The sequence below is a fragment of the Paenibacillus illinoisensis NBRC 15959 genome (assembly GCF_004000925.1).
In the GTDB taxonomy this organism is placed as follows: Bacteria; Bacillota; Bacilli; order Paenibacillales; family Paenibacillaceae; genus Paenibacillus; species Paenibacillus illinoisensis.
The window spans coordinates 378,701-391,177 of record NZ_BIME01000005.1 but is presented as its reverse complement, the minus strand read 5'-3'; the positions used below and the strand labels follow the sequence as shown (position 1 = coordinate 391,177).

Genomic DNA, 12,477 nt, shown 5'->3' with positions numbered 1-12,477 from the left:
GCTTCATTTTTTTATGCATAACTCTTTTCTAATTGTACGTTTAACGGAATAAATATCCAAAAAAAGCCCGTAATATAACGGATTTCATCCTATAACAAAAGATTCTGCATTGGCTATGTAGATGTAAACTTAAATGACGAATGAATTAAGAATGCGAAGTTCGAAATTGACAAAATAAATTATTAATTGTGCATTTGTAAATTTACAATTGCTATTTACTTCGATATATTATACATTTGACTTAGAAAACACTTGGGACGATCAATTGACCAATAGAGGTGAGGCACGACATGGCAAAAGAGAAAGTTACGATACAGGATATCGCAGATGCTTTGGGTATCTCCCGAAATACGGCTTCCAAAGCTCTAAATGATAGCGGAAACATTCCGGAAGAAACACGGAGTCGGGTGATTAAGAAAGCCATCGAGTTAAGATATAAACAATTTGCTTATATGGAAAGTGAGCATGTTCTTAGCAGAACGCCGGGCAATATCGCCCTGTTAACAGAGAACCTGCCTAATACGTCTCATTTTGGATCGCTGCTAATTAGCGGTTTGGAGAAAAGAATTAGTGCCGAGGGCTATAATCTGTCCATTCATATCGTTCGTGAAGTTGATGAAGAAGCCCTTACCCTACCTAACAATTTTGATATTTCCAAAGTGGACGGCATCATCTGCATCGAGTTATTCAACCTGGAATATACCCGCCTCATCACAGAGCTCGGAATTCCTACGGTCTTTATCGATTGTGCAGCCAACATCTGTTATCCGGATTTTCATGCTGATCTGCTTCTTATGGAGAATGAACATAGCACTTATCAGTTAACCAAAAAATTAATTGATAGCGGCTACAAAAGTATCGGATTCGCAGGAGATTACAATCACTGTAAAAGCTTCAACGAACGATGGACTGGATATCACCGGGCGATGTTGGAATCGGGATTGCAGGTCGATGTATCCCACTGCATTACAGACAATGATAAGCTGTACTTTTCCAAACCTGGTTGGATAAGGGAGCGAGTTGCTGCACTGGAGTCATTTCCTTCCGCATATGTGTGTGCCAATGACTTCATTGCGGTGGATCTAATCAGAGCTTTTAAATTAAGAGAGGTAACGGTTCCACAGGATATTGTGGTATGTGGATTCGATAACGCACCTGAATCAAGAATTATTGAACCTCCGTTAACGACGGTTCATATTTACAGCAGCGAGATGGGGATTAAGGCTGCCGAAATGCTGTTATCCCGAATCGACAACCCCGAACAGCCTTATCAGGTCTCGCATATTGTGACTGCCCCCATTATCAGGGAGTCGACACCTGGAATCATGCCAGCCGAGCCGACTCTTGTAAAAAAATAAAATGGAGAAATACCCTAGTCGAGTTGAAATGCGCCTGATGGTGTTCTCTGAGCAAGTCGTTGAATACAAAAAAGAAGTGGATACCCTACAGATGGGTGATCCACTTCTTTATATGTTCTAACTTACTTCGCTATTAAACTACATGGCCAAATTGCCGCAAATGATGGTCCAAGGCGTTTATAGATTCCTTTCCTCATACGATGGATTTCTATGAATTCAATATCTTCCTTATTCAAATGCAAAAATATCCTTTGCAATGATTCTCACACTTCTGTTGAGCATTCATTCAAATTTATCTTGTTCCATTGATATGCTGGGAAAAGACTCCTTTAAATAACATGCGAGCTGCATTTGCAGAAGATGTTCATGATTGGCAAACGATATATTCAATATCTCCTCTATTTTGCTTAAACGCTGATACATTGTATTAATATGAATGTGAAGCTTGTCCGCAGCACGACTCGCCGACATTCCGGATCTCATGTAAACAGCCAGCGTTTCCTCCAGATTAGAAGCTTGTCCGCGTAACACTTTCAGGGGCCGGAATACCTCTGATATAAAATCTTCAAGCTCATTAATGGGCTGTTGAATGAATAGTCGGTTGACTCCAATATCCGTATAACTAATGATGCTGGCTTCGCTTCGATTCTTTTGGTAAATTAGTGCTTTTTCCGCTTCCTGATAGCTTAGGTTAATAGCATCTATGCCGGTTCTCGCAGAACCCATCCCCCCAAAAAGTTCGGTTTTACTTGCCAAACACCATCTGTTAATACGTTCTCTTAGTTTTCCTTGGATTTCAACTACATCACCCTGTCGGGGTACATTCAGCAATAAAGTGACTCTATTGTCGTCCCCAAAAGCAAGAAGGAGAATACTCGAGGATAGTGCATCACGCAGTAAGGAAACCAGCTGCACGGTTAATATGTTAACTGCGTAAAGATTCTTAGATGCTGTAAATTCCAAAAGGGCGACCATTAACGATGTATCGAAACTTAAGCCCATTTGTTGGAGTTTGCTCCTATAGGTGTTCGTATTAAATTCATGCTTGAGCTCATTGAAGAACTGAAGCGATTTATTAAAATTGGATTCTACCATGGATTGCTTACGCATCAGCTCTAAGGCCAAGACGGAAACACCCTGCTCCAGCGCAACCAACTGGATAGGGGCGAGCCCTTTCGTTCCAGGCACAATTAGATAACCCAAACATTGGTGCGACGATACAACAGGATACAGATACTGAATATGATCATTGTGACTCTTCTCTCTACGCGTTATATAATTCGTTGTACCGCAGGAGTGAAACAATTCCTGGAGCTGCTCAATAGTCCAGCCTACCTTCTCCTTTCCATCCTTAGGGGTCCACTGATTATCAATAAAATCAACTAAAATAACACCCTCACCCGTAATGCGCGACAGTTCCCGCACGATAACGGATATACCTTTGTTCTGTAGAAAGTGATGCATCAGTGCTGCATGAATTTCGTCACGTTTCTTCAACAGTTCGTACTGATGTCTCAAATCCTCATAGAGTTTGACATTGCTCATTACGATGGATACCTGGTTAGCGAAACTCTGCAGGAGCTTCAGATCGAAGTCTGTGAAAAGAGGAATCTGACCCTTTTGGTAAACGATTAGGACACATTCTACTTGCCCGTTAATTAAGATGGGAACGGAGATGATTGAACGAATATCACTGAAATTAAATGACTCATGTAGGTATTGCTTGTTCATGGGTGTCATTGTACTCGTATCACTAAGAACGATGGACCACGAATTATATAATCTAGAGGTCCCCCTCAAGAACGTATTGCCGACAATGCCTTCACCGGGCTTGATTCTCATTTTGACAATTTCTTTACCCATCTCGCCAGTCCTGGCTTCGGATACCAGTTGCCCAAGATACCGATCATATCTCCACAAAACGCCTACACAATCATAAGGGATAACAGATAGTGCGCTTTGCAAGATGCGGCCAATCAATACGTTCCAGTTCAGTTGCTGCGTCACATCCTGAATACTATTCATCATTTGGTCCATAGCCCGCTTATATTTGGAAGCAATATATTCTGTATAACAAGGGTAGCACATAGAGACTAACTGCAGCATTTCCTGCCGAGAAACGATTAATGGCTTATAGATTCGCAAGGCCACACACACATCTTCCTCATATGGAAGAAATACTAACACAGACTTCTTTGATTCTTGCATACACATCGGTTCAGTTAGCCTAACATTGTTGTTATAAATCGGAGCCAAGCCATGTGTATTCCCCCTTGAATCTATTAGCTCCCATTTCGACCAATTTCCACTTATCCATACCTCACACTCACAACCCTCTAGGATAGCACTGGAGGACGCATTCAATACACTGAACAAATCTAGTACCCCCTTAGTCAATGTAGCTTTTAACACTATTTCAATAAAACAAACACAAAAATCCACATTGAGGTAGAAATATCACTCTTGTATCATAAATTTATTAACAGTGTCATTACACTATATGAGAAAGAAGGTAACACGTTGAACAAGCTGATGCAAGAGAAAAAGTACAGGTATGTCATTTTAGCATTATTGTTTGTAGGCTGGTGTCTGGGTAACTTGGACCGATTCGCAATTAACTATGCCATTGTTGCCATAGGGCAAGATATGGGGTTCAGTGCTTCCAGTCAAGGGATTATTCTCAGCAGCTTTTTTCTGGGATATGCGCTTATGCAGATCCCTGGAGGAAAATTGGCTGACCGGTTCGGCTATCGCAAAGTTATTTTGATCGCAGTATTCTCATGGTCAGTATTCACCTTTTTTACCGGCAGTGCCTGGTCCCTACTCTCTCTAGTTGTATTCCGGTTTTTATTCGGAATTGGTGAAGGGAGCTTTTACCCTTCGGGTTCAAAAGCTATTGCTGTAAACTTTCCTGTCACTCAAAGAGCCCGGGCAATGTCTATCATGTTGTCTGCAGCCAAATTCATGGGCATCATTACGCCTGTACTTGCCGGAATTGCCCTTGTGACGATTGGTTGGCGCAGCTTCTTTTACATCACTGGTGCAGTTGGAATCCTCGTAACCGTCCTGATGTTTTTCTTCTTGAAAGAGCCTGGCCAGATCCCCTCTCACAATGCCCCAGGTGCTGCTGCTGCCCCTAAACCCAAAGCTTCATTAAAGACGATTATTCGCATGCCTATGATTTGGAATCTGTTCATCTGCAACTTTTGTATTTATGCCATCAACTGGGGATTAAAGTCGTGGATGCCAACGTATATGGTTCAAGTCAGAGGATTAGAGATCGTAGAGATGGGAATGATCGCCACAATTCCAGCGATTGTCGGTATCGTCTCAATGCTTGTGAGTGGATATATCATTGATCGCATTCCTGCAGGAAAAGACCGGTTATTTGCATTCGTATTTGCTATCCTCGTTGCTATATTCCTGTATTTCATGAGCACAGCAAGTAGTGTTGCCTTATTTATTACGCATGTGTCCATCGTAACCGTCCTCGCAGGTTACATTGCTATGTTAGTCATGACCAAACCTCTTAAAACGTTACCCACCTCCATCATTGCTACCGCAAACGGATTTATCAATACAGGAGCTCAGCTGGCTGGATTTATTACCCCCATGCTCATCGGATTTATCGTTGACGCTAGCGGAGGCTCGTTTACTATAGCCTTTGGTACGCTTGTCATTTTTGCAGTTATCTGTGCGATTACTCTTTTGTTTACCAAGACGAATACTTCATCAAAATTGGAAGAAGCCAACATACCAACACCAACAACAACAATGTGAACATCGACATTAAACAAAAACTAATATAAAGGTGTGATTCGTAATGGATATTAATTTATTTGTATCAAATTCCGTGGAAGAAAAAAGTGAACTTTACACATCTCTTAGCGACCAGATCTGGTCTTTCGCTGAAATCGGCTTTAATGAAAATCAATCTTCGGCGGTCCTTATGAACGCTCTAAAGTCTGAAGGGTTCTCTATTCAAAGCGGAATCGCAGGACTCACTACAGGATTTATGGCATCCTTCGGTTCAGGTAACCCGGTTATCGCCTTCCTTGGCGAATTTGACGCCTTGGCCGAACTGAGCCAAGAAGCTGGGGTTTTTGGACACAGTCCTGTTATTGAGGGGGAGAATGGACATGGCTGTGGTCATAACCTTCTCGGTGTTGGCTCTTTGGCGGCAGCCGTAGCAGTGAAAGAGTATCTTCAAAGTCATCCTGAAGTGAAAGGAACTGTTCATTATTTTGGCTGTCCAGCGGAGGAAAGCGGTTATGGAAAAGCTTTTTTGGTTCGGGAGGGATATTTCAGAGATGTCGATGCCGCACTATCCTGGCACCCACATATCTTAAATGTGGTTCCACACGGAAGCACGAATGCAGTCGTACACGCAACGTTTAATTTTAAAGGAATCAGTGCACATGCTGGTGCATTCCCCCATCTGGGACGAAGCGCGCTGGATGCGGTAGAACTCATGAACGTTGGAGCTAACTACATGCGCGAGCACATGGTAGACCAGGCCAGGCTTCATTATGCCATTACCAACGCCGGAGGGATTTCACCCAATGTCGTACAGGCAGAAGCTGAGGTCACCTATCTGGTTCGAGCACCTCAAATCACACAGGTACAAGAACTTTTTAATAGACTGGTCCGCATTGCTGAAGGTGCTGCGCTAATGACCGGGACACAAATGGAATACGTATTTGAAGGCGCATGCGCCAATATCATTCCCAATAATACACTTGAATCTCTAATGCATCAAAATTTATCCGCATTGGGAGTACCCAAATATAACGAAGAGGAAATTAGCATGGCCAAGTCGTTTTATCAATGTATACCGGAACAAACCAAAAAAGAATCCACTTACCTGGTCGGCCCACAACTCGGAAGCATATTGGCTGAACGGCCACTTGCAGGGTTCATTGTCCCCTATTCCGGCGAAAACTTGAGATTCACCACTTCATCAACGGATGTTGGGGATGTAAGCTGGAATGTTCCTACTGCACAATGTCTGATCTCCACTTTGGCTTTCGGAACTCCAAAGCATACGTGGCTAACCGTCGCACAAGGCAAAACAAGTTATGCACATAAAGGAATGCTGCTTGCCGCAAAAACAATGGCATCCACCGCCATTGAAGCCATGCTAAATCCCTCAATCATTGAAAAGGCAAAAAGTGAGCTCAAGGAAAGACTCCGTGGAGAAAAATACATCTGTCTCGTTCCAACTGATGTACACCCTCCTGCGAAGTAAATACTCACCAATACACCATATCAGATCAATCCCACAGTCGTTTAGCCAACCTGCCCGTCAGTTTAATAAAAGCAGCCAATCATATGGATTGGCTGCTTTCTTGTTCTTATTGCTAACATTATCACGTTCGTTTAATCCTACTGAATATTCATCTTCTGTTTTTCCGTTGGAATTTTAGCCTTACTACTGCTTCGTTCTTTATTAAACAGTACGATGGCCAAAAGTAAAGCTGTGCCGACAGCGGCAAACCCCAACCAGTTCAGATACAGGACAGACGTACTTCGAATGACGAGACCACCTACAGCAGATCCCAGTGCAAAACCGAATTGAATGAAAGACGTATTTACGCTAAGAGCAATGTCCGGATTTCGAGGCGCTAGAGTAACTAAGTATAGCTGCTGGGCTGGGGAGATACTCCATGTTGATAGCATAAAGCTTCTTGGTAATATTGAGTTCAGAATCTATCCGACATATTTAAGAATAAGCTGGTATATTGCTATCGAAAACCCCAAAATGCTTGCTTTCACTTTAGCTGGATGATTTCTTCTACCGCCAAATAAATAAAGGAACATGATTATAAATCCTATAGGAATCCATAGCTGAAAGGAACCTTTTGCTGTATAACTAGAGTAAATTGGAGTAATGGTAGTACTGAATAAAAAGTAAAAGAATACCGTAAAACGTCTTGTTTCTAATTGTTTGCTCCACCTTACTAATAAGAAAATAATAACTACTACAATAATCGTGATGTGTAAAGGGGGAATAAGTATCGTAACGTTTCCAAATGTTAAATCCATTTTTGCGTTGCCCTCCTTTTTTCACCTACTCATGCTCATCTTTCATTGCTTTCAGCATCTAAATCATGAAGCATCCATTATATCAGAATTAGAACCATTTATTGTATAATATTAGGAAGAAAATATTCATATCACCATTAAATTATAATTTGATCATACATGGTAAAAATGACAAAAGTAGCCGATCGTGATGATCTGCTGCTTTTGTCGTATAAAAGGCGCTATCCTTTTTTAGCGATCACTATTATTGTGCTTTTCAATAACTCTATTTTACACAATGAAAAATAAAAGATCGACTTTCAGAATTTGCGTATTTAAATTCCCAATCCCCATATGTTTCAATTTTAGAAAAACTGGCCTGTTTCAGTGACTCATCCAATTCTTCTTGCTTTCGAAATCGTATCTGCATTTTTTCATGAACGAGGACTTCATTTGTTTTTGTATTTTTCACAGTTTCATAGAACGTATAAACATCTTGCTCAAACCCCTCATATTCTGTATAGATTTCAAGAGGGTCTCCACTTAGCCTGTCTTTAGCTACATCAGGACTCATATCCTTCTCCCACTCTTCCCACACTTTTACCAGAGGATTTCTTGTATCAAAAATAAAGTGACCGCCAACTTTAAGGGATCGGAATACGTCTGAGATCACTTGTTTCCAACTATCATCTGTAAGAAATACCTGTGCAACATTGGCTGTCATAATAACCGCGTCATACGTATTGGTTTGTAAATTGGAGCTGTCTCCTACAATCCAGTTCACATGTCCTGAATCATCCTTACTTCTCGCCAGTTTAATCGCTTCTTCATGGGGATCAATTGCTGTGATTGTATATCCGTTTTGAGCAAGATGTGTAGTCCACCTTCCTGTTCCACAGCCTAAATCAGCTATAGACTCCACTTTCAATCTCTTTAGCAATGCAAGGAAAAATTCATCATCTTTTCCCCAAAGGTTAATCTGGTCATATACTAATGGAATCATAAATGTTGTTTCCCACTTTCTATATCGTTTTGTGCGATGAATCTGGATATTACATAAGTATAAACGGATATTCCTGAAAGGGTTCATTTTATCTGCCTGTTAGACGAATGAAAACAACCCATCACCACGAATGCACCAAAACATTAGGAGATTCGTCACGTTGACTTATCCATATTTCCTCATTATAATTCGGACATCGAGAGCCAAGCCAAACAGCTGGCCACGGTTGCCAATGGCATGTCGGTTCAGAAGCTTCGCTTTCGTAGTATGAATCTTGTCTATAAACAAACTCAAAAGTGAAAGATGTGAATGAACGATGAGTAAACAGAAGTTGTACTACGGTAAAGATATCGAAGTCATGTTTGATTCTGAGGTTTGCATTCATTCCGGTATTTGCGTAAAGGGCCTCCCTGCTGTGTTTGATTTGAGCAAACGTCCTTGGGTTAATCCCGATGGCGATACTTCAGAGGCCATTGCCCGGCATATTGACACATGTCCAAGCGGAGCACTGACGTATAAACGTCTGGACGATGAATATTCAACAAGGAAAGAGGGATGAACATGCATCATGTAGAACATGAACCTGCTAATAAAAGATTTATTATTCAAGATAATGGCGACATTGCTGCGGTAATGACGTATGTAATCTCAAGTCCGGAGCTGTACATTATTGATCACACTTTGGTTGAAAATGCTTACCGGGGACAAGGGCTTGGCGACAAGCTGCTCAAAGCTATGGTGGAATACGCGCGGGAAAACGGTATTAAGATTTTACCTTTGTGCCCGTTTGCCAAGGGACGTTTCGACCGCATCCCTGAATACGCGGATGTTCTCAATTCATAACCATTGAATGCTGACCATATTAAGAGAAAAGAGCCTGAGAGTACGAGACCTCTTCGTCCCTCTCAGGTTCTTTTGCATGAACTGCTCCTGTCATTTTGGTGGGCATCTTCATGAAAGTAATGTTCAAATTGACTTAGATATTTTCCTTTATCCAAGAACGCAACTTGTCAGCATAGAAAGAGCGCTCTTCTGGATCGGACTGTGAACCCTTCGACAAATAAAGTTGATCATTCATATATCTAGGGTAAACATGGAGATGATAATGCCACACATCTTGATTGCCGGCTGGTTCATTATGCTGCCTTGTAGATATCCCATCACATCCATATGTACTTTTCATCGCAATTGCTGTAATCTGAGCCGCGCGGTGAATCTCAACGGCATACTCTGCAGGCAGTTCATAGAGGTTCTCGAAATGTTGATTGGGCACCACAAGAACATGTCCTTTATTGTTTGGCCACCATTTGCCCGCTATAAATGCCGTTACCTTTTCGTTCTGATAGATGATATCTTTTTGTTTTGTTCCCTGATCAGGTCGCTCGATACCCCAAATGCAGCAAAATGGACATTCGTATCCTTCGGGCTTGTGTGAAAATACTGCTGTCATCTCTATTTCCCAACCCTTCTCTTATTTTTCCAATCAACCAATAAACGCAGGCAACTTCTGCTCGCTGTGTTTCTCTTCCTGTTCGCTTAATAGTATAACTGTGAATAGATTTGGACACCTTCAATCCTGGAAGGTCTTGTTGGTTTGACTAAAGATAAAATGATCATCCGGATTCCAAACGTGTAGATGATCAGCGCAGTACCCACGTAACCACAATACGCCGTTAATTCGTCTAAGATAAAACCCTTTTGGAAAATCTTCGTCTTCAGCTAGTATCTCCGATGCTATTGTGATCGAGCCTACTGGAGCTCTATGTTGCTGTGTAGGATTTCCCGTGTTACCTTCAGGCTGATCTAGGTACGCTAGTCTTAGGTGAGGGCCCAGCTCTAGCGGGCACAATTCCAAATCTAATTCACTTGCCCTTTCAAAGATCTGACTCGTATTTGAAATTGAAAATTGTAAATTTAGGTAATCGGAATATATTTATCTCCCGACTCGGACATGAATTTGTACCGATACGACAAGAAAGCCGCTAAATTAGCGACTTTGTATGGTACTATAAGTCCTCTTCTGTCAACAAAAAAAACCGTTACATCATCATTTCATAGAGTAACGATTTTTAGGTTGGTCTACGATAATGAACTGCATTGTTGCCCTTATGAATTTCTCTGAGAGTTTCATCAATGAGACTTCTCTTTCTATCACAAGCGTTCATTAATTTTGATCAGCATTTCCTTTAAGGTTTGCTTTTCCTCCTCGGTAAGAACTTGAACGATATCTTCCTCCACTCTTTGGAACGAATCTTGAAAGTCTTCAATCAGTTCAATTGACTTGGGCAAGACATATATATTTTTTTGTCGTTCATTATTGGCGGGAATTCTGCGCTCGATATACCCTTTTTGCTCTAGACCCTGAAGCATGCTAGTAATGCTAGCCCCACGTAAATGGAACCGATCTGCAAGGTCCTTTTGAATAATATGATTATCTTGGTTCTGATAAATATAGTCGATTACTTTCCCTTGTTGAGCGTTTAATCCCAGCTCTTTTATACTTTCGTCTGCTCTCTTCTTTAACTTAAGACCAATAATCTGGAACAAATCCAGATAAGGTGTATCCTTTGGGGATTTCATAATTGTCCTCCCTACCATTGTTAGGAATCTAATTGTAAGTAATCAAACTATACTGTGATCCCATATTCTTGTCAAATTAAAATTAGTTTGTTGACAGTTAGAAAACTAACAGTTAACATTCTAATTGTTAAACAACAAACATTTGGAGGGACTCACATGGAGAAGGTCATTCAAGATAATGTGTTAGAACAATTTATAGCGATTATAAATGTACGTATCTTTGATGGAGATCAATTGATAACACCTAGACATATTGTCATTAAGGGAGAGTCCATTATATCAGTGGGAGGAGACATTCCTTCCGATGCAACGATTATTGATGGAGAGAATGCGACTCTGATGCCTGGTCTTATTGATGCACATGTGCACACCTCAATCGGCGGACTAAGAGATGCCATAAAATTCGGCGTGACAACAGAACTTGAAATGAACGGCGATTTTACCCAAAGAGGGCGCGAAATTCAGTTAAAAAATCTGAATGACATCGCAGACGTCCGCTCTGCTGGTACAGCGATCACTGCTCCTGGTGGACACCCGGATGAATTGCTGCCAGGTGGAGATGAAATTCCAGAATTCATATTAAAAGAATTAGAGAAGTTATCGGAGGAAGACCGAGAAGCAATGTTGGCCGCATATGCTCACGATCATGAAGAGATACCGCAGGTTACAACGTTGAATGAAGCGATTAGACATGTGCACACCCAAGTAGAGAATGGTGCTGACTATATTAAGATCATGATTGAAGAAGGAACCGTCATGGGTGCACCTGGCCTGCCTGTACTAAGCGATGAGATTCTAAGAACAGCTGTAAAAGAAGCCCACAAGTTTGATAAGTTGGTCATCGCCCACGTTTTGACGGCTCATTCATCGCAAGAAGCCATCAATTTAGGAGTCGACGGTTTAGGTCACTTGTTTATCGACAGACCCGAGAATACGTCCGAGTTAGTGAAATCCATAGCAGATGCAAACGCTTATGTAACGCCGTGCTTGGTGTTGAACTCATCGATCCTCGGAAATCCGGCTTCGGAATTGGCAAATGATCCGCGTGTTCATTCTAAATTAAGTCCGGATTGGATCGATATTTTAAACTCCAGTTTTAATACGTTCCCGCAAGGCAATATGGAGAATAGCTTCAAGAATGTGATGGATCTTCACCATGCCGGTGTTGATATTCTTGTAGGGACAGATGTCGCCCCGGTTCCCGTTCCCAACCTTGGTGGTCTTGCACATGGAGCCAGTGTCCATCATGAAATGCAATTGCTGGTAAAGGCGGGGTTCAGTCCGGTGGAAGCCCTTCAGTCAGCTACTGCAAAACCAGCCCGCTGCTTTGGTCTTCACGATCGTGGCCGTATTATTGAAGGTGCGCGAGCTGATATTATTCTCGTAGACGGTGATCCTACCACTAATATTTCAGATACCCTGTCAATCAAATTTGTGTGGGTTAAAGGTATTCAACAACTATGTGAATGAGTCTTGGCATCTCCACATATTGTCGTCAAAACGATTGCATAC

General features: G+C 41.7%; 11 protein-coding genes and 2 pseudogenes. 6 read left to right on the top strand and 7 right to left on the bottom strand.

Annotation, left to right across the window (positions count from 1 at the left end):
- Positions 1 to 290: 290 nt before the first annotated feature.
- Positions 291 to 1,358: a LacI family DNA-binding transcriptional regulator gene (locus tag PIL01S_RS15615; RefSeq protein ID WP_127538269.1), complete on the top strand. Its 1,068-nt coding sequence runs from the start codon at positions 291 to 293 to the stop codon at positions 1,356 to 1,358.
- A 282-nt stretch (positions 1,359 to 1,640) separates the two neighbouring features.
- Here PIL01S_RS15615 and PIL01S_RS15610 read toward each other — a convergent pair whose 3' ends face one another.
- Positions 1,641 to 3,614: a helix-turn-helix domain-containing protein gene (locus PIL01S_RS15610; RefSeq protein WP_127538268.1), complete on the bottom strand. Its 1,974-nt coding sequence runs from the start codon at positions 3,612 to 3,614 to the stop codon at positions 1,641 to 1,643.
- 207 nt (positions 3,615 to 3,821) lie between these two features.
- Between PIL01S_RS15610 and PIL01S_RS15605 the strand changes: the two genes are divergently transcribed.
- Complete coding sequence (locus PIL01S_RS15605; protein ID WP_246058302.1) at positions 3,822 to 5,138, top strand: MFS transporter; 1,317 nt, start codon at positions 3,822 to 3,824, stop codon at positions 5,136 to 5,138.
- Between the two features lie 43 nt (positions 5,139 to 5,181).
- Complete coding sequence (locus PIL01S_RS15600) at positions 5,182 to 6,606, top strand: M20 family metallopeptidase (RefSeq protein ID WP_127538267.1); 1,425 nt, start codon at positions 5,182 to 5,184, stop codon at positions 6,604 to 6,606.
- A gap of 137 nt (positions 6,607 to 6,743) precedes the next feature.
- Here the strand turns inward: PIL01S_RS15600 and PIL01S_RS15595 are convergent.
- The 3 genes and pseudogenes from PIL01S_RS15595 to PIL01S_RS15585 all read right to left on the bottom strand — a co-directional run.
- A pseudogene (locus PIL01S_RS15595) lies at positions 6,744 to 7,040 on the bottom strand (MFS transporter); the annotation flags it as partial.
- Positions 7,041 to 7,067: 27 nt separating this feature from the next.
- The gene (locus tag PIL01S_RS15590) at positions 7,068 to 7,403 is read right to left on the bottom strand and encodes a hypothetical protein (RefSeq protein WP_127538266.1); all 336 of its coding nucleotides are present in this window, start codon (positions 7,401 to 7,403) and stop codon (positions 7,068 to 7,070) included.
- A gap of 265 nt (positions 7,404 to 7,668) precedes the next feature.
- Positions 7,669 to 8,385, bottom strand: coding sequence for a class I SAM-dependent methyltransferase (locus tag PIL01S_RS15585; protein WP_127538265.1), 717 nt, complete (start codon positions 8,383 to 8,385; stop codon positions 7,669 to 7,671).
- Positions 8,386 to 8,701: 316 nt separating this feature from the next.
- Between PIL01S_RS15585 and PIL01S_RS15580 the strand changes: the two genes are divergently transcribed.
- A complete protein-coding gene (locus PIL01S_RS15580; protein WP_095289244.1) occupies positions 8,702 to 8,944 on the top strand; it encodes a (4Fe-4S)-binding protein in 243 nt (80 codons plus the stop codon).
- A gap of 2 nt (positions 8,945 to 8,946) precedes the next feature.
- On the top strand, positions 8,947 to 9,228 hold the full coding sequence (locus PIL01S_RS15575) for a GNAT family N-acetyltransferase (RefSeq protein WP_127538264.1): 282 nt from the start codon (positions 8,947 to 8,949) through the stop codon (positions 9,226 to 9,228).
- Between the two features lie 133 nt (positions 9,229 to 9,361).
- On the opposite strand, the gene PIL01S_RS15570 is transcribed toward PIL01S_RS15575, so the two are convergent.
- The 3 genes and pseudogenes from PIL01S_RS15570 to PIL01S_RS15560 form a co-directional block, all read right to left on the bottom strand.
- A complete protein-coding gene (locus PIL01S_RS15570) occupies positions 9,362 to 9,835 on the bottom strand; it encodes an HIT family protein (protein ID WP_127538263.1) in 474 nt (157 codons plus the stop codon).
- A gap of 120 nt (positions 9,836 to 9,955) precedes the next feature.
- Positions 9,956 to 10,282 (bottom strand): annotated as a pseudogene (locus tag PIL01S_RS29860) (helicase); the annotation flags it as partial.
- Positions 10,283 to 10,536: 254 nt separating this feature from the next.
- Positions 10,537 to 10,965, bottom strand: coding sequence for a MarR family winged helix-turn-helix transcriptional regulator (locus PIL01S_RS15560; RefSeq protein WP_127538262.1), 429 nt, complete (start codon positions 10,963 to 10,965; stop codon positions 10,537 to 10,539).
- A 156-nt stretch (positions 10,966 to 11,121) separates the two neighbouring features.
- Here PIL01S_RS15560 and PIL01S_RS15555 point away from each other — a divergent pair, with 156 nt between their 5' ends.
- Positions 11,122 to 12,435 carry an amidohydrolase family protein gene (locus PIL01S_RS15555; RefSeq protein ID WP_127538261.1) on the top strand — a complete coding sequence of 438 codons (1,314 nt, stop codon included), beginning with the start codon at positions 11,122 to 11,124 and terminating at the stop codon, positions 12,433 to 12,435.
- The last annotated feature ends 42 nt before the right edge of the window (positions 12,436 to 12,477 follow it).